This window comes from Variovorax sp. P1_H12_2 (genome assembly GCF_056405335.1).
This window is the reverse complement of sequence record NZ_JBFUCI010000089.1, coordinates 1-18128: the sequence shown is the minus strand read 5'-3', so window position 1 is coordinate 18128 and position 18128 is coordinate 1. Positions and strand designations below refer to the sequence as shown.

Below are 18128 nucleotides of genomic sequence, written 5' to 3'. Positions count from 1 at the left end.
GCAGAACCAGGCGGTGTCGACGCTGACCGCGATGTCGCAGGCCGCGACCAGCCCCATGCCACCGGCATAGACATCGCCCTGCACGCGCGCGAGGGTGGGCTTGGGGCATTCAGCGATGGTGCGCAGCATCGCCGCCAGCTTGCCCGCGTCGGCGATGTTCTCGTCGCGCGTGTAGTCGGCCATGCGCCGCATCCAGTTCAGGTTGGCGCCCGCACAGAAGGCCGGGCCGTTCGCGCCGAGCACGACGGCCCTGACCTGCGGCGAAGCGCCGGCTTCGGTGAAGGCCTGCGTCAGCTCGGCGATCACGACGTCGTCGAAGGCATTGCGCGCATCGGGCTGGTCGAGCCAGATGCGCGCGATCGCGCCCTCGATCGACAGGCCGAGCTTGGTGAAGGACGTGCTCATGTCGTTCTCGCTTCCTGTTGCAGCAGATAGACCCAGTCCAGCTCGGCCCCGGGTTGGACCATCGCGGTCAGCGCGGCGGTGAGCTGGCCGCGGTGATGGGTCGCATGGTTGAAGACATGGCCGAGCGCCGGCGCGAACGGAATGCGCACCTCCTCGCCATTGTTGCGCGTATAGGCCAGATCGCCATCGAAGCGCTCCGGCGCCAGGCTCGAGAGCCAGGGGCTCCAGCGCGTGACGGCCTCGCCAAGCGCCTCGCAGACCTCGCCGCGGCCCGTGTGCAGTTCGGTGTCGAGCGGCAGGCGCAGCGACTTGCCTTCGGCGAAGCGCGCGAACCAGATCGTGTCGGTCAGCAGCAGGTGGTTGACCGTGCGGTGCACCGAGCGAAAGTAGAGGCCGCAGTCGCGGTGCCAGTCCGCATCGGACAGGCCCGCGAGGTTCGAAGCGATCAGCTTCTGCGTGGCCCAGACGTGGTAGCGCGCGAGGCTGGAGAAGTAGTTCGGCAACGTCATGGCGCTCACATGCGGAAGATGCCGAACTTCGGCTCGGGGATCGGCGCATTGCGCGACGCAGCCAGGCCCAGCGCCAGCACGCGGCGGGTGTCGGCCGGGTCGATGATGCCGTCGTCCCACAGCCGCGCGGTGGCGTAGTAGGGATGGCCCTGGACCTCGTACTGCTGGCGGATCGGCGACTTGAAGGCTTCTTCCTCCTCCGCGCTCCACTGCCCGCCCTTGGCCTCGATGCCGTCGCGCTTGACGGTGGCGAGCACGCTCGCGGCCTGCTCGCCGCCCATCACGCTGATGCGCGCGTTGGGCCACATCCAGAGAAAGCGCGGCGAGTACGCGCGCCCGCACATGCCGTAGTTGCCGGCGCCGAAGCTGCCGCCGATGATGATGGTGAACTTGGGCACGTTGGCCGTGGCCACCGCGGTCACCATCTTGGCGCCGTGGCGCGCGATGCCCTCGTTCTCGTACTTGCGACCGACCATGAAGCCCGTGATGTTCTGCAGGAACACCAGCGGCGTCTTGCGCTGGCAGCACAGCTCGATGAAGTGGGCGCCCTTCTGCGCCGACTCGCTGAAGAGAATGCCGTTGTTGGCGACGATGCCCACCGGCATGCCCTCGATCTCGGCGAAGCCGCAGACCAGCGTSCTGCCGWAGMGCGACTTGAACTCGTGGAACTCGCTGCCGTCGACGACGCGGGCGATGATCTCGCGGACGTCGAAGGGCTTGCGGGTGTCGACCGGGATCACGCCATACAGTTCCTCCGCAGGGTAGACGGGGGCGCTGACCACGGAAGGACCGGGCGCCTGCGCCCGGTTGTCGCCTAGATTCTTCACCGCCGCGCGCGCCAGCGCCAGCGCATGGAGGTCGTTCTGCGCCAGGTGATCGGCCACGCCCGACAGCCGCGTATGGACGTCGCCGCCGCCCAGGTCCTCGGCGGTGACGACCTCGCCGGTGGCCGCCTTCACCAGCGGCGGGCCGCCCAGGAAGATGGTGCCCTGGTTCTTGACGATGATGCTTTCGTCGCTCATCGCCGGCACGTAGGCGCCGCCGGCGGTGCAGGAACCCATCACGACCGCGATCTGGGCGATGCCCTGCGCGCTCATCTGGGCCTGGTTRTAGAAGATGCGGCCGAAGTGGTCGCGGTCCGGAAACACCTCGTCCTGGTTCGGCAGGTTGGCGCCGCCGGAGTCGACCAGGTAGATGCAGGGCAGGCGATTCTGCTCGGCGATCTCCTGCGCGCGCAGGTGCTTCTTGACCGTGACCGGGTAGTAGGTGCCGCCCTTCACCGTGGCGTCGTTGCAGACGATCATGCAGTCGACGCCGCTGACCCGGCCGATGCCCGCGATCAGGCCCGCGCCCGGCGCCGCGCCGTGGTACATCGCATGCGCGGCGAGCGGGGCCACTTCGAGAAAGGGCGTGCCCGGGTCGAGCAGTTGCGCCACGCGGTCGCGCGGCAGCAGCTTGCCGCGCGCCGTGTGCTTGCTGCGCGCGGCCTCGCCGCCGCCGGCCTCGACCTTGGCGAACTGCGCGTGCAGGTCGTCGACCAGTGCGCGCATGGCGCTGGCATTGGCCTGGAATTCCGCCGAGCGGGCATTGAGTTTCGTGTCCAGCTTCATGCGGTCTTGTCCTCGTCCAGTCCCAGTTGGTGCTTCATTGCTTCGCGAATCTTGAACTTCTGGATCTTGCCCGTGACCGTCATCGGAAACTCGGTCACGAACTCGATGTACCTCGGCACCTTGTAGTGCGCGATCTGCCCCTTGCAGAACTCGCGCACCTCGTCGGCGCTCAGGCTCTGGCCCGGCTTGGCGATGATCCAGGCGCAGAGCTCCTCGCCGTATTTCCTGTCGGGCAGGCCGACCACCTGCACGTCCTGCACCTTGGGGTGGCGGTACAGGAACTCCTCGATCTCGCGCGGGTAGATGTTCTCGCCGCCGCGGATCACCAGGTCCTTGATGCGGCCGACGATGTTGACGTAGCCCTCGGCGTCCATGGTGGCGAGGTCGCCGGTGTGCATCCAGCCGTCTGCATCGATGGCTTCGCGAGTCTTCTCCTCGTCTTCCCAGTAGCCGTGCATGACCGAGTAGCCGCGCGTGCAGAACTCGCCCGTCTCGCCCGGCGCGACGATCTCGCCCGTCACCGGATCGATGACCTTGATTTCCAGGTGCGGCTGCACCATGCCGACGGTGGACACGCGCTTGGCGAGCGGCGTGTCGGTCGAGCTCTGGCAGCTCACCGGACTGGTCTCGGTCATGCCGTAGGCGATGGTGATGTCGCGCAGGTGCATCTGGTCGACCACCCGCTTCATGACCTCGGTCGGACACGGCGATCCGGCCATGATGCCGGTGCGCAAGGTCGAGAAGTCGAACTCCTTGAAGCGCGGGTGGTCGAGTTCGGCGATGAACATGGTCGGCACGCCGTGCAGCCCGGTGCATTTCTCGGCCTGCACCGTCCGCATCACCGCCAGCGGGTCGAAGCCGTCGTTCGGGTAGACGATGGTCGCGCCGTGCGTGAGGCAGGCCAGGTTGCCCAGCACCATGCCGAAGCAGTGGTAGAGCGGCACCGGGATGCAGAGGCGATCGACCGGCGTGAGCTTCATGCACTCGCCGATGAAGAAGCCGTTGTTCAGGATGTTGCGGTGCGTCAGCGTGGCGCCCTTCGGGAAGCCGGTGGTGCCGCTGGTGAACTGGATGTTGATCGGGTCGGTGGCCTTGAGCGTCTTCGCGATCGCGTCGACCTGCGGGTCGTCGGCGCGGCCGCTGTCGTGCAGCGCCGAGAAGCGCAGCAGCCCCGGCAGCTCGCCTTCTTCGCCGGCCGCATCGATCCAGGCCACCGTGCGCAGGTGCGGCAGCCGGGCGGCCTTCAGTGCGCCGGGCGCCGCCGCAGCCAGCTCGGGCGCCAGCTCGCGCAGCATGCCGACGTAGTCGCTGGTCTTGAAGCTCTTCATCGTCACCAGCGCCTTGCACGCGACCTTGTTGAGCGCGTACTCGAGCTCCGAGGTGCGATAGGCCGGGTTGATGTTGACCAGGATGATGCCGACCTTGGCGGTGGCCAGCTGCATCAGCACCCAGGGCGCATTGTTGTGCGACCAGATGCCGACGCGGTCGCCGGGCGCCAGCCCCAGCCCGAGCAGGGCGCTGGCCAGCCGGTTGACCTCGCGCTGCAGTTCGCGGTAGCTGTAGCGCTTGCCCTCGTGCACGCTGACCAACGCCTCGTGGTCGCCCTGCCGCGCGGCCATGTCGTCGAAGAAGTCGCCGAGGGTCTGTTCGATCAACGTCACGTCGGTGGCGCCCTGCGCCAGGCTGCGCGTCAAGGTCATGGCAACTCCTTCAGGCGGTTTCGGCGAACAGCTCGCGGCCGATCAGCATGCGCCGGATCTCGCTGGTGCCGGCGCCGATCTCGTACAGCTTGGCGTCGCGCCACAGCCGGCCGACCGGAAACTCATTGGTGTAGCCCACGCCGCCCAGCGCCTGGATCGCCTCGCCGGCCATCCAGGTCGCCTTCTCGGCCGAATAGAGGATCGCGCCGGCCGCATCCTTGCGGAAGGTGCGCGCATGGTCGCTGCGGTCGCAGGCCTTGCCGACGGCATAGACGTAGGCGCGCGTGGCCTGCCAGGTCGAATACATGTCGGCCAGCTTGCCCTGCATCAACTGGAACTCGCCGATGCTCTGGCCGAACTGCTGGCGCTCGTGGACGAAGGGCAGCACCGCGTCCATGCAGGCCGCCATGATGCCCAGCGGACCGCCCGACAGCACGGCGCGCTCGAAGTCGAGGCCGCTCATCAGCACCTTGGCGCCCAGGCCCTCGCCGCCCAGCACGTTCTCCTCCGGCACCTCGCAGTTGTCGAAGTAGAGCGGGAAGGTGTTGGAGCCACGCATGCCGAGCTTGTCKAGCTTGGTGCCGGCCGAGAAGCCCTTGAAGCCCTTCTCGACGATGAAGGCGGTCATGCCGCGGGCGCCCATCTCGGGCTCGGTCTTGGCGTAGATCACCAGCGTGTCGGCGTCGCCGCCGTTGGTGATCCACATCTTGCCGCCGTTGAGCACGTAGCGGTCGCCCTTCTTCTCGGCGCGCAGCTTCATGCTCACCACGTCGGAGCCGGCATTGGGTTCGCTCATCGCCAGTGCGCCCACGTGCTCGCCGCTCACCAGCTTGGGCAGGTACTTCTTCTTCTGCGCCGCGCTGCCGTTGCGGTGGATCTGGTTGACGCAGAGATTGGAGTGTGCGCCGTAGGAAAGCCCGACCGAGGCCGAAGCGCGCGAGACTTCTTCCATCGCGACGATGTGCGCGAGGTAGCCGAGCTCGGTGCCGCCGTACTCTTCCTTGACGGTCATGCCGTGCAGGCCGAGGTCGCCGAGCTTCTTCCAGAGGTCGGCCGGGAACTGGTTGTCGCGGTCGATGTCCGCCGCACGCGGTGCAATCTCGTCGGCGRCGAAGTTCTGGATCGCGTCGCGCAGGGAATCGATGGTGTCGCCCAGGTCGAAGTTCAGGCCGGGATCGTGCATGGTTTGTCTCCTTGGTCGGTCGGGCCCGCGCGCAACTGTCGCGCGGAAAGGCGCAGCTTACGCCGTGTGCCGGTGCATTTGGCGCCACAATGGTTGCAAATCGCGCCACCTCGACCGCACGCCAGCATGCCTTCGTCACCGCTCCAGAGTACCCGCCGCGCGGCCACGCCGATGGCCTTCGTGCGAGCGATCGTGCGGGGCTACGAGCGCTATGGCGTCGACCCTTCGGCGGCCTTGGCCGAGGCACAGATCGCGCCGCATGAAGTCGCCGATCCGGCCGCCCGCGTGACCGCGGCGCAATTCGAGGCGCTGTCCGGCTTCGCGATGCAGCAGCTCGACGACGAGGCGCTCGGCTGGTTCCAGCGCAAGCTGCCCTGGGGCAGCTACGGCATGCTGTGCCGGGCGTCGCTGGGCGCGCCCGACCTGGGCGTGGCGATCAAGCGCTGGTGCCGGCACCTGCGGCTGCTGACCGACGACATCACGCTCGACCTCTCGCTGGCCGGCGGCGTGGCGACGGTGTCGATCACCGAGCACCGGTCGCTGGGCGACTTGCGCGAGTTCTGCCTGGTGTCGAACCTGCGCTTCCTCCATGGCTACGCCTGCTGGGCCATCGATTCGCGGGTGTCGCTCGGCGCCACCACCTTTCCGTTCGAGGCGCCGCCGCACCGCGAGGCCTATCCCCTGATGTTCGGCGGCAGCCTGCGCTTCGGGGCCGCCAAGGCCGGCTACAGCTTCGACCCCCGCTACCTGGCGCTGCCGCTGCGGCGCGACGAGGCGGCGCTGCGCACCATGCTGCGGCGAGCCCTGCCGCTCACGGTGCTGCAATACCGCCGCGACCGACTGCTCGGGCAGCGGGTGCGCGAACTGTTGCGCAGCCGCGCCGCCGAAGCCGCCACCGCCGACGCCCTGGCGGCCCTGCTGAACCTGTCGAGCCGCACCCTGCACCGCCAGCTGATGGAAGAGGGCCTGTCGCTGCAGGCGCTCAAGGACGAGATCCGGCACGAAACGGCGGCCGACCAGTTGCGGCGGACCGACCGCCCGATCAAGCAGATCGCGCTGGCGGTCGGATTTCGCAATGAGAAAAGCTTCTCTCGCGCATTCCGGGGCTGGGCCGGCGTCGCCCCCGGCACGTTCCGGCGGCACGGCCTGCCGCCGCGCAGCGGGGCCGGGAATCCGTGAAATAGTGCGCCCGGGAAGGCCAGAAAGGGCAGCGTCCGACGCGCAGGCGGCCCGCCGCAGCCTACGATCGCCGCATGCAGCAGATTCCAGACACCGACAGCTCGGCTTTCGCCGACCTGATGGACTTCATCGCCACCTCGGGGCGGACCCGCAACCAGGGCTTCGTGACCGAAAACGCGGACCCGCTGGTGTCGCACATGTGGGCCGACCGGGCCCAGGCGATGACGCTCTCGCTCACCACGATGGCCAAGGCCTCGCTGCCGCGCGGCAACGCCTGAGCCTTCAGTCCTGGGCCGCGCCCAGCGATCTCTTCAATGCCCGGAATTCGGGCGAGCGCTGCAGCACGCTGCGCCCCGCCGCGATCAGCCGCGTCACCTCTTCATCGGTGATCGAGAACGCGGTCGGCACCTGCAGCAGCCGCTGACGCAGCTCGCCATCCGCGGCATCGCGCAGGTTGACCTGCACCACGTGGATCTCGGCGTCGGGCGCGAAGGCATCCGAAGCTTCGGGGCTGCGTGACTTGAGGTCTTCACGCCATTGGCGCGCGGTGTCGAGCAGGAACTCCTGTGTTTCCAGGGTCGCGCGCGCGCCGGCACCGAACAGCAGGGTGTCGGCCACCGCCCGGAAACCCGGCACGGTATCGCTCTGGTCGATGTTGTTGGCCGGGTCGCGCGCCGAATTGACGCTGATGACCACCAGCTTGCGCACGCTGCCGCGCGGAATTCCGACTTCCTCGAAGCTCTCGCGCAAGCCGCCGCCGACCAGCGCGCGGTCGAGCAGCCGCCGCACCGCGAGGTTGTCGGCCACGCCCCCATCGACCAGGTGGATGAAGGGCCGGCTCTGGGCGTCGAGGTAGCTGTTGGCCTGCATGCGGAACATGCGGGCCCGGTAGTTGCCGCCGCCCCGGACGGCCAGCCGCGGCACGATGCCGCGCTCGCGGCAGACCTGCGAATGGTTCTTCAGCGTCAGCGGACTCAGCAGGATCGGCACCGCCGACGAGGCCGCGACCGCGAAGGACAACGGCACGCTCTGCAGGTCCGAGCAGATCAGCGCGAACTGGTCGGCGGTGAACTCGAAGGGCGTGCCCAGCGACATGTCGGTGGCGGCGATCACCAGTTGCGGGTGGCGCGGGCTGCTCTCGACGTCGGCGTAGGTCTTGYCCTCGTAGATCTCGTCGAGCCGGCGCATCAGCAGATGGCTGCGCCCGTACCACGGCGAGGTCAGGTCGTACAGGCTGCGCGGCCTCAGCGCCTGCAGGATCAGGCTGTTCTGGAAATTCTGGCGCAGGAAATCGCGTTCGAAATCGGGCAGTTTCTCGGCGCCGAAGGCCGCATAGTAGGCCGCGAGGATGCTGCCGCCCGAGACGCCGCTGATCACGTCGGTGGCGTCGAGCAGGTCGCTGTGCCGGCCGTTCAGATCGAACGTGGTGCGTCGCAGCTCGGCCAGTACGCCATAGCCGAACGCAGCGGCGCGCGCACCGCCGCCGGACAGCGTGACGGCCACCAGGATCGTCGGATCCCGGCCCGACTCCGGCGCCATGATGACGGACAGCGACGGCGGCCGGTCGGCCAGGGGGTCGTTGAGCCACGGCCTCAGCGATGAACAGCCCGCCACGCAGGCAGCGATCAGCAGACCACAGAGCGCGCGCAGGCCGTGCATCGGGGGGTCAGGCGAACGCGGGGCGCCAGTCGGCCAGCAGCGACGGCAGTTGTTCCATGTCCGTGAAGACATGCGCCACGCCGACGGCACGCAGCGCTTCGGGCCCGCTGTGGCCCAGGTCGGTCGGGCTGTAGCCGAACACGGTGGCGCCGGCAGCGATGCCGGCCATCGCCCCGGTCACCGTGTCCTCGACCACGGCGCAGCGCGCCGGGTCGATGCCGAGCGCGGCCGCGGCGGCCAGGTAGACGTCGGGGGCGGGCTTGGAACGCGGGGTTTCGTGGCCGCTGAAGATGCGGCCCTCGAAGCAATCGAGCAGCCCGATCTTCTCGAGCTGCAATTCCACCTTGTGGCGATCGGCCCCTGAAGCGCAGGCGATGCGGCCGTCCAGCGCCGCATGCAGGGCGCGCACGGCCAGCGCGGCGTTGGGAATGGCCAGCAGGTCGCGCTCGAGCGCCTCGTTGCGGCGGCCGCGAAAGCCGTGCAGCCACTCGGGCGTGATCGCGAAGCCGGTGTTCGCCTCGATCAGCGCGGCCTCGTCCTTGACCGCCTTGCCGGTGAAGATGCGCATCGACTCCTCGGTACTGAGCTTCCAGCCGAGTTCGCCCAGCATCTCGGCGAGCACGCGGTTGGTGATGGGTTCGGAGTCGACCAGGACGCCGTCGCAGTCGAACAGGACGGCGTCGAAGGGTGGAGCTTTCATGGGAGCGATCGTAACAACGTCGCCCCCACAGAGGCATGACGACTCAGTGCTTCACCAGGCGTTCGCGTGACCTGCGTCGCATGAAACCGGCGCAGACCAATGCCAGGGATACCGCGGAACCGGCTTTGCCGGGCCACTGGTATCGCCCCCCTTGAGGGGGGGAGGCGCCGCAGGCGCTTCGGGGGATGTTTCATTTCAGGCCGGCTGGATCGGAATGTAGATCTCGCCGCCGGCCGCCTTGAACTCGGCCGACTTGCCGGCCATGCCATCCTCGACCGCATCGCCGGCCTCGATGCCGCGCTGGGCGGCGTACTCGCGCACCTCCTGCGTGATCTTCATCGAGCAGAACTTCGGGCCGCACATCGAGCAGAAGTGCGCCACCTTGCTGCTGTCCTTGGGCAAGGTCTCGTCGTGGAACTCGCGCGCGGTGTCGGGGTCCAGGCCGAGGTTGAACTGGTCCTGCCAGCGGAACTCGAAGCGCGCCTTGGACAGCGCGTCGTCGCGCGAGCGCGCTCCCGGGTGCCCCTTGGCCACGTCGGCCGCATGGGCCGCGATCTTGTACGCGATGATGCCCTGCTTGACGTCGTCGCGGTCCGGCAGGCCCAGGTGCTCCTTGGGCGTCACGTAGCACAGCATCGCGGTGCCGGCCCAGCCGATCATCGCGGCGCCGATCGCGCTGGCGATGTGGTCGTAGCCCGGCGCGATGTCGATCGTCAGCGGGCCCAGCGTGTAGAACGGCGCCTCGTGGCAGTGCTTGAGCTGCTCGTCCATGTTGGCCTGGATCAGGTGCATCGGCACATGGCCCGGGCCTTCGATCATGGTCTGGACGTCGTGCTTCCAGGCGATCTGCGTCAGCTCGCCCAGCGTGCGCAGTTCGGCGAACTGGGCCTCGTCGTTGGCGTCCGAGGCGCAGCCGGGGCGCAGGCCGTCGCCGAGCGAGAAGCTCACGTCGTAGGCCTTCATGATCTCGCAGATGTCCTCGAAGTGCGTGTACAGGAAGCTCTCCCTGTGGTGCGAGATGCACCACTTGGCCATGATCGAGCCGCCGCGCGAGACGATGCCGGTGCGCCGGTCGGCCGTGAGGTGGATGAAGGGCAGCCGCAGCCCCGCATGGATCGTGAAGTAGTCGACGCCCTGCTCGGCCTGCTCGATCAGCGTGTCGCGGTAGATCTCCCAGGTCAGGTCTTCCGCCACGCCGCCGACCTTCTCCAGCGCCTGGTAGATCGGCACCGTGCCGATCGGCACCGGGCTGTTGCGCACGATCCAGTCGCGCGTGGTGTGAATGTTGCGGCCGGTGGAGAGGTCCATCACGTTGTCGGCGCCCCAGCGGATCGCCCAGACCAGCTTCTCGACCTCTTCCTCGATGCTCGAGGTGACGGCCGAGTTGCCGATGTTGGCGTTGATCTTGACCTTGAAGTTGCGCCCGATCGCCATCGGCTCGACTTCCGGGTGGTTGATGTTGGCCGGGATGATGGCGCGGCCGCGCGCCACCTCCTCGCGCACGAATTCGGGCGTGATGATCTTCGGGATGCGGGCGCCCATCGGGTTGCCGGCCAGCCGCTTCTCGCGCGCCTCGTCGGCCATGTACTCGGCCATCCATTCGCGGCGGCCGTTCTCGCGCAGCGCCACGTACTCCATCTCGGGCGTGACGATGCCGCGCCGCGCGTAGTGCATCTGCGTCACGTTGGCGCCGGACTTCGCACGCCGCGGCGTGCGCTGCAGTGCGGCGGCGCCGGCGCGCAGTTCGGCGATGCGCCGGGCGTCGCGGTCCGCGTGCGTCGCGCCGTCGTCAAGCGCCAGGTGCAGCCGGCCTTCGTAGCTCTCGGTGTCGCCGCGCTCGGCGATCCAGGCGTCGCGCACGCCAGGCAACCCGCGACGCACATCGATGTCGGCGGCCGGATCGGTGTACGGGCCGGAAGTGTCGTAGAGCGAAACCTGTTCGCCGTTGGACAGAGCAACCTCGCGCACCGGCACCCGCAGGTCGGGCCGGCCGCCGGCGATGACGCCCTTGGTCGAGGCGGGAAAGGGCTCGCGCGTGAGCGTGAGGAGGGAGGCGAACTTGTCGTGGGCATTCATGCGGGGCACTCCGGGTTGTGGATCAACGGGTGCTCCGCGATGCCTCCTTGCGGCACCGCTCGTTCAGGGACGAGAGGGCGCCGGGGAGTCGCAGCTCTTCTTACGCTGGTATGAACCAGATCAAGTTCGCGGGTTTGGCCGCTTGGCCATCTCAGCACGCGTCTGCGTGCACCCCGGAGCGGGGCCGATTCTAGGCCGCCTGCGGCCGCAGGATCAAGCGGTTCGTGCAACCGCCAGCGGAACGACCACCCGCTTCGGCTCGGCGGCGCCGGACGCGTCGGCCGCAGTCATCGCCACCCAGGCGTCCAGCCCGCCCGCCAGCACGCGCACCCGCGGCTGGCCGGCGGCCATCAGCACGCGCGCCRCCGCGATCGCCGAGGCGTCGTCGGGGCAGTCGCAGAAAACCACCAGCTCGCGCCCATCGGCAAAGGTGTCCAGCCGCTTCGGCAACTGCTTGAGCCCGATGCCGATGGCGCCGGGGATCGCCCGCGCATCGAGGGCGCGCGCCTCGTCGGAGCGCACATCGATCACCGTCAGCCCGGCGCCCGCCGCCAGGGCTTCGCGCAAGGCCTCGACCTGGATGTGCTCGATGTCGTCGGCCTGCTGCTGCGCCAGCCGGCGTTGGCGATAGCGCCAGCCGATGAATGCCGCCAGCGCCAGCACGCCGAGCACCAGTGCGGTCAGGCCGATGTTGGAGATCACGGTCAGCACGTCCTGGATCGCGGCGTGGAAGATCCGGCCGACGAACAGGAAGGCCAGCGTCCAGATCAGCGCCGCCACGGTTTCATAGGACAGGAAGCGCAGGTTCGACATGCCGAGCGCACCCGCCATCGGCGGCGCCACCACCGACACCCCCGGCACGAACTTGGCTGCGATCAGCGACAGTCCGCCCCAGCGGCCGAGGATCGATTCGCTGCGCCTGACGCAGGAGTCGGGCGACAGCGAGATGCGGCAGAGCAGTCGCATCACGCGGTAGCCCCAGCGGCGTCCGGCCAGGAACCAGACGCCATCGCCGAGGATGTTGCCGAGCACTGCCGCCACCACCACCGCGACGAAGGACACCTGCCCGCCGACCGTCAGCCCGCCGGCGACGATCAGGAAGGGCACCGCCGGCACCGGCGCGCCGAGGCGCGTCGCCAGCGTGGCGGCGAAGACCAGGGCGGCGCCCTGGCTGGCAAGGAGTGCGACAAAGTCGTTCATGGCTTTCGGGACGTTGACAGTCGATGAGATGCTGCGCTGTTACTGGCCCTGCGTCGGAGGACGCTCGGCGGGAGCCGGCCCGGCAACCTGGGTCGCCAGGGCGCCGCGCAGGTCCAGGTCCGAGAAATAGGCGAGGCCGTGGCCGTGCGTGTTGTCGGCGTCGGCCGAGACGGCGACCGCCGTCACGTCGGGCAGGAGGTCGCCGGCCTCGTCGCCGAAGGCGCGCTTGTAGTCGGTCAGCAGGTTGCGCCGTTCGGCGATCCAGCTGCCCGGCTTGGGCGCCGCGCCCGATTCGAGCACGACCATGCGGATGCGCTTCGTGAACGCGTTGTCGAACGCGTTGCCCTTGGCTTCCTTGTTGTCCCAGACGTAACACAGGGTCTCGGTCGGCACCGCCTCGCCGGTCGCGCGGCGCGCCAGCGACAGACGGGTGCGCTCGCCGACGGACAGCCGGTCGGCCGGAAAATCGAAGAAGACGCAGACCTTGGCGGCGCCATCGTCACCCGAGCGCGTGCGCAGGTCGGCGCCCTCGACGAACGCCTCGACCCGCCAGCGCCAGGCCAGCGTGGCCTGACTGTTGAGCTCCACCCTGACGGGGTGGACCAGATTGCCGTAGGAGCCATTGGCGTCGACCTTGAGCACGCGCTGGCCCTCGAGTTGCTCGACCTCGAACCGGGTCGGAACCTTGTTGGGCAAGGTGGTGAAGTGCCACGGCGCCGGCGCCTGGGCGCCGGTCGCGCTCGAGAAGGGCGTGAGCACGGACTTGTCTTGCGCGCGCGCGTGCGGCGCGGCCATCCAGAGCAGCGCGGCCAGGGCCGGCAGGGCCATCGCGGTGCACGGCCGCCGCCAGTCTCCCGTGCGAAGAAGCGTCCTGCTGCCCATGATTCACCTCTTGGCCCCGTGGCCCGTTGAACGCGCTCGCGCTGCGCTTTCGGCGCAGCGCTCACAAGCTGCGAAGTGTGGAGCAGGAGCGGCGCGAGATAAATAGCCCAAAAGGAATTGGTCTGTCTCCCTGCGGGACACAATCCGCCTCGGACGCTATGAAATCCATAGCAAACATCCAAGGCTGCGCAACAGTCAGCGGCTGTTTCTGACTGAATCAGTCAGTGACGGTCGCCGTCGAGGTAGTACCAACGATTTTGCAGCGCGTCGTCCTCCTGGCGGACGAAACGGCTGCGCTCGTGCAGCCGGGTCGCCACGCCGGCGCTGCTGCGCTGGCGGGCGACGAACTCGACTTCTGCATGGTCGGCGTCCAGCACGGAGCGCGAGCGCACGTCGAGGCCGAGCCATTTCACGCCGGCTTCGAAGTCCAGGCTGGCCGGGCGCGTCGAGGGATGCCAGGTCGCGAGCAGGTAGTCGGCCCTTTCGAGCACGAAGGCCGTGTAGCGCGAGCGCATGAGCGACTCGGCGTCGGGTGCCGGCGTGTGGCCGAAATCGTCGATGTAGCGCCCGCAGCACTGGGCGAAAACCAGTGGCAGCTCTCGCCGGTCACGACGCCCGCAAGGACAGGGAACACGGGCGGGGCTGGGGGAGGATGCGGACATTGAGGGAGGCGTGAAAGGGGGAAGTTCCAGGGCGTATTGTGCAGACCCCCGGAAATCGCCCCCGGACGCCGCGGCGGGCTCAGGCCAGGGCGCGCTGGATCAACAGCTTCTGGATGTCCGAAGTGCCCTCGTAGATCTGGCACACGCGGACGTCGCGGTAGATGCGCTCGAGCGGAAAATCGTTGACGTAGCCATAGCCGCCCAGCGTCTGGATCGCCGCGCTGCAGACGCGCTCGGCCATCTCGCTGGCGAACAGCTTGGCCATGGCGGCTTCCTTGAGGCAGGGCCGCCCGGCATCGCGCAGGCTGGCCGCATGCCAGATCAGCTGGCGCGCGGCTTCGAGCTGGGTCGCGCAATCGGCCAGCCTGAAGCCCACCGCCTGCTGGTCGAAGATGCTGGCGCCGAAGGCCTGGCGCTCCTTGGCGTAGGCCAGCGCCACCTCGAAGGCGCTGCGCGCCATGCCCACGCTCTGCGCCGCGATGCCGATGCGTCCGCCTTCCAGCGCGCCGAGCGCGATCTTGTAGCCCTCGCCCTCCTGGCCGATCAGGTTTTCAAGCGGAACGCGACAGCCGTCGAAGTTGATCTGCGCGGTATCGCTCGAATGCTGGCCCAGCTTGTCCTCGAGCCGCGCCACGGTGTAGCCGGGGGCATCGGTCGGCACGATGAAGGCGCTCATGCCGCGCTTGCCCGCACCCTTGTCGGTGACCGCGATCACGATCGCCACCTGGCCGTTCCTGCCGCTGGTGATGAACTGCTTGACGCCGTCGATCACCCAGCCGCCGCCGTCCTTGCGCGCCGTGGTGCGCAGCGACGAGGCATCGCTGCCGGCCTGCGGCTCGGTCAGGCAGAAGGCTCCCAGCATGCGGCCCTGCGCCAACGGCTGCAGCCACTGCTTCTTCTGCTGCGCATTGCCGTAGCGCATCAGGATGGCGTTGACCGGACAGTTGGTCACGCTGATCGCGGTGCTGGTGCCGCCATCGCCGGCCGCGATCTCCTCGAGCACCAGCGCCAGCGTCAGGTAGTCCAGCCCGGCGCCGCCGTCTTCCTCGGGCACGCAGATGCCGTAGGCGCCGAGCGCCGCCAGGCCGGCATGGGCCTCCTTCGGAAAGCTGTGCTCGCGGTCCCACAGCGGTGCGTGGGGCCAGAGCTCGGCCTGGGCAAAGGCGCGCACCGCATCGCGGATCGCTTCCTGGTCGGCGCTGAGCAGCATGGCGTGTTCCTTACTTCGATTGACCGAGGTCCATGATCAGCTTGCTGGCCATGTAGAGGCGGCGCGGGATCGCGCTGGTGTCGACGTACTCGGCCTTGTCGCTGTGATAGCCGAAGCCGGGCAGGCCCAGGCTCTCGATGACCGGCTTGCCCGCCAGCGCGGCGTAGGCCGCATCGGTGCCGCCGCCGGTGCGTTCGACGATGCCGAGTTCGCCGCCGGCTTCCTTGTAGTAGGCCACGGCCTTGTCGACCAGCTTGCGGCCACCCTCGCCCGCGTTGAAGGCCGGACGCCCGCGCGTGATGAGCACCTTGACCTCGGCGTCGGGCAGCTTCTTCTGCTGGGCCTTGGCCTCGAGCGTCTTCATCGCGGCCTCGAAGTCCTCGTTCTTCGCATAGCGCACATCGGCGTTCAGCGTGGCGCTGGCCGGAATGATGTTGGAGACCGCGCCGGCCTTGGCGATGGTCCAGTTGAAGCGCAGCCCCTTGGCCTTGTCGTCGATGTCCATGGTGCGCAGCACCAGGTCGGACGCCTCGACCAGGGCATTCACGCCGAGCTCGGGTGCGGCGCCCGCATGCGAGGCCTTGCCCGTGATGTTGACCTGCACGTAGGCGATGCCCGAAGTGCCCAGCGACAGGTCTTCCTTGCCGGCGCCGGTCGGCTCGAACGAGAGCACGTAGTCGGCCTTGGCCGCCTCTTCCTGGATCAGGTCGCGCGAGCCGAAGGAGCCCTTTTCCTCGTCGGTGTTGAACAGCACCGTGATGCTGCCGAAGTCCTCGAAGCCGCGCGCCTTGAGCAGCTTGAGCGCATGCAGGATGACCGCGTTGCCGCCCTTGTCGTCGGCGATGCCGGGGCCGTAAGCCTTGTCGCCCTCGACCTTGAACGGCGCCTTGGCGAGGATGCCCTTGAGGTAGAYGGTGTCCATGTGCGAGAGCAGGAGCAGGTTCTTGCCGCCCTTGCCCTTGAGCGTGCCGACGATGTTGTCGCCGACCACGAGGCCGGCCGACTTGCTGCGCGTGACCGTGAAGCCCAGCGACTTGAGCTGCGCCTCGAGGTAGTTGCCGGCCGACGCGAGGCCCTCGGCGTCGCCGGTGCCAGTCTCGATGTTGACCAGCGCCTCGAGCGTCTTGATGACGGCGGGCTTCTCGGCGGTAGCGGCGGCGAACAGGGCCTGGTCGCGCGTCTGGCTCCAGGCGGCGGGTGCCATGAAAGCGGTGGCGAGCAGCGCGGCCAGCGCGCTGCGGGGGAAAGCCGAATGAATCAAAGACAACTCCAATGGGGACAATATTTCGATTCTAGGCAGCGCCTCACAGCAGCTCGATCGCCACCGCCGTGCCTTCGCCGCCGCCGATGCACAGCGTCGCAACGCCGCGCTTCTTGCCGCGCTGCTGCAGCGCATGGATCAGCGTGACCATGATGCGCGCGCCGCTGGCGCCGATCGGATGGCCCAGCGCGCAGGCGCCGCCATGCACGTTGACGATGTCGTGCGACACCGAGAGCTCGTGCATCAGCGCCATCGGCACCACGGCGAAGGCTTCGTTGACTTCCCAGAGGTCGACGTCCTTCACGGTCCAGCCGGTCTTCTTGAACAGCTTGGCGACCGCGCCCACCGGCGCGGTGGAGAACCACTCGGGCTGCTGCGCGTGGGTGGCATGGGCGACGATGCGGGCGATCGGCTTCGCACCGTACTTCTTCGCGCTGCCCTCGGTCATCATGACCAGCGCCGCGGCGCCGTCGTTGATCGACGAGCTCGATGCCGCGGTGATGGTGCCGCCGTCCTTCTTGAACGCCGGCTTGAGCGTCGGGATCTTGTCGAGCTTGACCTTGCCCGGGCCTTCGTCGATCTCGATCACGGTGTCGCCGCCGCGGCCCTTGACCGTGACCGCCGCGATCTCGGCCTTGAAGGCACCCGACGAGGTCGCGGCCTTGGCGCGCTCGACGCTGGCGATCGCGAAGGCGTCCTGCTGTTCGCGCGTGAACTTGTACTTGGCGGCGCAGTCCTCGCCGAAGGTGCCCATCGAGCGGCCCGGCTGGTAGGCGTCCTCGAGGCCGTCGAGCATCATGTGGTCGAAGATGCGGTCGTGGCCCATGCGGTAGCCGCCGCGGCCCTTGAGCATCAGGTAGGGGGCGTTGGTCATGCTCTCCATGCCGCCGGCCACCATCACCTCGTGCGTGCCCGCCAGCAGCATGTCGTGCGCCAGCATCGCGGCCTTCATGGCCGAGCCGCACATCTTGCTGAGCGTGACTGCGCCCGCGCTGTCGGGCAGGCCGCCCTTGTAGGCCGCCTGGCGCGCCGGCGCCTGACCCTGGCCGGCCATCAGGCAGTTGCCGAACAGCACCTCGCCGACGCTGTCGGCGGGGATCCCTGCGCGCTCGACGGCCGCCTTGATGGCGACGCCGCCCAGGTCGTGCGCCGAGAGGGAAGAAAAGTCGCCCTGGAAGCCGCCCATCGGGGTGCGGGYGGCGCCGACGATCACGATCGATTCGCTCATTTGAATTGCTCCTTAAACAGACAGTTCATACAAAAATCCTCGCAGGTCTCACGCCCCTTGCGACTGGCGCCCCAGGCCAGAAACACCGCGGATCCGGCTTCGCCGGGCCGCCGGTGTTGCCCCCGGCCGGGGGTGGGCGGGCTACACGAAGTGAGCCCAACCTGGGGGCGAGCTAAAAATACGGCGCGTGGCCGTCGTGCTTGAAGCGCTGCGCTTCATCGTAAGGAAACACATCGAGCATTTGCCCGGCCTGGATCCGCTGCTTGTGGCTCTGCCAGAAGGCGGCGTCGAGCAGGTCGGCGTGGTGGGCCATGAAGGCCTCGCGCACCGCGGGGTTGCCCAGCAGGAAGGGCTCGAAGGTCTCGGGGAAGACGTCCTTCGGGCCGACCGAATACCAGACCTCGCCGCTCATCTCGTCCTCCTCGTTGCGCGGCGTCGGCACCTTGCGGAAATTGCAGTCGGTGAGGTATTCGATCTCGTCATAGTCGTAGAACACCACCTTGCCGCCGCGCGTGACGCCGAAGTTCTTCCACAGCATGTCGCCCGGGAAGATGTTCGCCGCCACCATGTCCTTGATCGCATTGCCGTACTCGATCACCGCGTGCTCCAGCTGCTTGCCCGCCCGCTTGGCATGCTCGGGCTGCTCGAGCAGGTCGAAGGACTC

At 68.4% G+C, this 18128-nt stretch carries 17 protein-coding genes and 1 riboswitch; of the genes, 2 read left to right on the top strand and 15 right to left on the bottom strand.

Going from position 1 to position 18128, the window contains the following annotated elements; genetic code table 11:
- The 5 genes from AC1D2K_RS11720 to AC1D2K_RS11700 all read right to left on the bottom strand — a co-directional run.
- A partial coding sequence (locus AC1D2K_RS11720; protein ID WP_478089003.1) for an enoyl-CoA hydratase-related protein occupies positions 1-405 on the bottom strand: 405 nt, incomplete at its 3' end.
- On the bottom strand, positions 402-914 hold the full coding sequence (locus AC1D2K_RS11715; RefSeq protein WP_478089002.1) for a DinB family protein: 513 nt from the start codon (positions 912-914) through the stop codon (positions 402-404). The genes AC1D2K_RS11720 and AC1D2K_RS11715, both read right to left, overlap by 4 nt.
- Positions 915-919: 5 nt before the next feature.
- Entirely contained in the window at positions 920-2524 is a 1605-nt protein-coding gene (locus AC1D2K_RS11710; RefSeq protein ID WP_478089001.1) for a carboxyl transferase domain-containing protein, read from the bottom strand.
- Positions 2521-4224: an AMP-binding protein gene (locus AC1D2K_RS11705; protein WP_478089000.1), complete on the bottom strand. Its 1704-nt coding sequence runs from the start codon at positions 4222-4224 to the stop codon at positions 2521-2523. Before AC1D2K_RS11705 ends, AC1D2K_RS11710 begins: the two co-directional genes overlap by 4 nt.
- 10 nt (positions 4225-4234) lie before the next feature.
- Positions 4235-5407: an isovaleryl-CoA dehydrogenase gene (locus AC1D2K_RS11700; RefSeq protein WP_478088999.1), complete on the bottom strand. Its 1173-nt coding sequence runs from the start codon at positions 5405-5407 to the stop codon at positions 4235-4237.
- A 126-nt stretch (positions 5408-5533) separates the two neighbouring features.
- Between AC1D2K_RS11700 and AC1D2K_RS11695 the strand changes: the two genes are divergently transcribed.
- Complete coding sequence (locus tag AC1D2K_RS11695; protein ID WP_478088998.1) at positions 5534-6586, top strand: AraC family transcriptional regulator; 1053 nt, start codon at positions 5534-5536, stop codon at positions 6584-6586.
- A gap of 74 nt (positions 6587-6660) precedes the next feature.
- Positions 6661-6864 carry a hypothetical protein gene (locus tag AC1D2K_RS11690; RefSeq protein ID WP_478088997.1) on the top strand — a complete coding sequence of 68 codons (204 nt, stop codon included), beginning with the start codon at positions 6661-6663 and terminating at the stop codon, positions 6862-6864.
- 4 nt (positions 6865-6868) lie between these two features.
- Here AC1D2K_RS11690 and AC1D2K_RS11685 read toward each other — a convergent pair whose 3' ends face one another.
- The 10 genes from AC1D2K_RS11685 to AC1D2K_RS11640 form a co-directional block, all read right to left on the bottom strand.
- On the bottom strand, positions 6869-8245 hold the full coding sequence (locus AC1D2K_RS11685; RefSeq protein ID WP_478088996.1) for a patatin-like phospholipase family protein: 1377 nt from the start codon (positions 8243-8245) through the stop codon (positions 6869-6871).
- 7 nt (positions 8246-8252) lie between these two features.
- Positions 8253-8945, bottom strand: coding sequence for an HAD family hydrolase (locus tag AC1D2K_RS11680; RefSeq protein ID WP_478088995.1), 693 nt, complete (start codon positions 8943-8945; stop codon positions 8253-8255).
- 195 nt (positions 8946-9140) lie between these two features.
- Positions 9141-11021, bottom strand: coding sequence for a phosphomethylpyrimidine synthase ThiC (gene thiC / locus AC1D2K_RS11675; RefSeq protein ID WP_478088994.1), 1881 nt, complete (start codon positions 11019-11021; stop codon positions 9141-9143).
- Between the two features lie 80 nt (positions 11022-11101).
- Positions 11102-11207, bottom strand: a riboswitch (TPP riboswitch).
- A 27-nt stretch (positions 11208-11234) separates the two neighbouring features.
- Positions 11235-12221 (bottom strand): VTT domain-containing protein, encoded by a 987-nt coding sequence (locus AC1D2K_RS11670; protein WP_478088993.1) that lies wholly within the window; start codon positions 12219-12221, stop codon positions 11235-11237.
- A gap of 39 nt (positions 12222-12260) precedes the next feature.
- Complete coding sequence (locus tag AC1D2K_RS11665) at positions 12261-13103, bottom strand: DUF3047 domain-containing protein (RefSeq protein ID WP_478088992.1); 843 nt, start codon at positions 13101-13103, stop codon at positions 12261-12263.
- Between the two features lie 221 nt (positions 13104-13324).
- Positions 13325-13765 carry a YchJ family protein gene (locus tag AC1D2K_RS11660; protein ID WP_478088991.1) on the bottom strand — a complete coding sequence of 147 codons (441 nt, stop codon included), beginning with the start codon at positions 13763-13765 and terminating at the stop codon, positions 13325-13327.
- Between the two features lie 79 nt (positions 13766-13844).
- Positions 13845-14975, bottom strand: coding sequence for an acyl-CoA dehydrogenase family protein (locus AC1D2K_RS11655; protein WP_478088990.1), 1131 nt, complete (start codon positions 14973-14975; stop codon positions 13845-13847).
- Between the two features lie 10 nt (positions 14976-14985).
- Entirely contained in the window at positions 14986-16233 is a 1248-nt protein-coding gene (locus tag AC1D2K_RS11650; RefSeq protein WP_478089004.1) for a glutamate carboxypeptidase, read from the bottom strand.
- Between the two features lie 46 nt (positions 16234-16279).
- A complete protein-coding gene (locus tag AC1D2K_RS11645; RefSeq protein ID WP_478088989.1) occupies positions 16280-17464 on the bottom strand; it encodes an acetyl-CoA C-acyltransferase in 1185 nt (394 codons plus the stop codon).
- Positions 17465-17636: 172 nt separating this feature from the next.
- Positions 17637-18128, bottom strand: a 492-nt coding sequence (locus AC1D2K_RS11640; RefSeq protein ID WP_478088988.1) for an isocitrate dehydrogenase kinase/phosphatase-domain containing protein, incomplete at its 5' end; no start/stop codon positions are given.

Bases quoted from the DNA above. Each gene is read 5' to 3' on its own strand.
- thiC (WP_478088994.1), bottom strand. From the start codon at position 11,021: ATGAATGCCCACGACAAGTTCGCCTCCCTCCTCACGCTCACGCGCGAG.
- AC1D2K_RS11705 (WP_478089000.1), bottom strand. From the start codon at position 4,224: ATGACCTTGACGCGCAGCCTGGCGCAGGGCGCCACCGACGTGACGTTG.
- AC1D2K_RS11695 (WP_478088998.1), top strand. From the start codon at position 5,534: ATGCCTTCGTCACCGCTCCAGAGTACCCGCCGCGCGGCCACGCCGATG.
- AC1D2K_RS11690 (WP_478088997.1), top strand. From the start codon at position 6,661: ATGCAGCAGATTCCAGACACCGACAGCTCGGCTTTCGCCGACCTGATG.
- AC1D2K_RS11715 (WP_478089002.1), bottom strand. From the start codon at position 914: ATGACGTTGCCGAACTACTTCTCCAGCCTCGCGCGCTACCACGTCTGG.
- AC1D2K_RS11660 (WP_478088991.1), bottom strand. From the start codon at position 13,765: ATGTCCGCATCCTCCCCCAGCCCCGCCCGTGTTCCCTGTCCTTGCGGG.
- AC1D2K_RS11665 (WP_478088992.1), bottom strand. From the start codon at position 13,103: ATGGGCAGCAGGACGCTTCTTCGCACGGGAGACTGGCGGCGGCCGTGC.
- AC1D2K_RS11680 (WP_478088995.1), bottom strand. From the start codon at position 8,945: ATGAAAGCTCCACCCTTCGACGCCGTCCTGTTCGACTGCGACGGCGTC.
- AC1D2K_RS11655 (WP_478088990.1), bottom strand. From the start codon at position 14,975: ATGCTGCTCAGCGCCGACCAGGAAGCGATCCGCGATGCGGTGCGCGCC.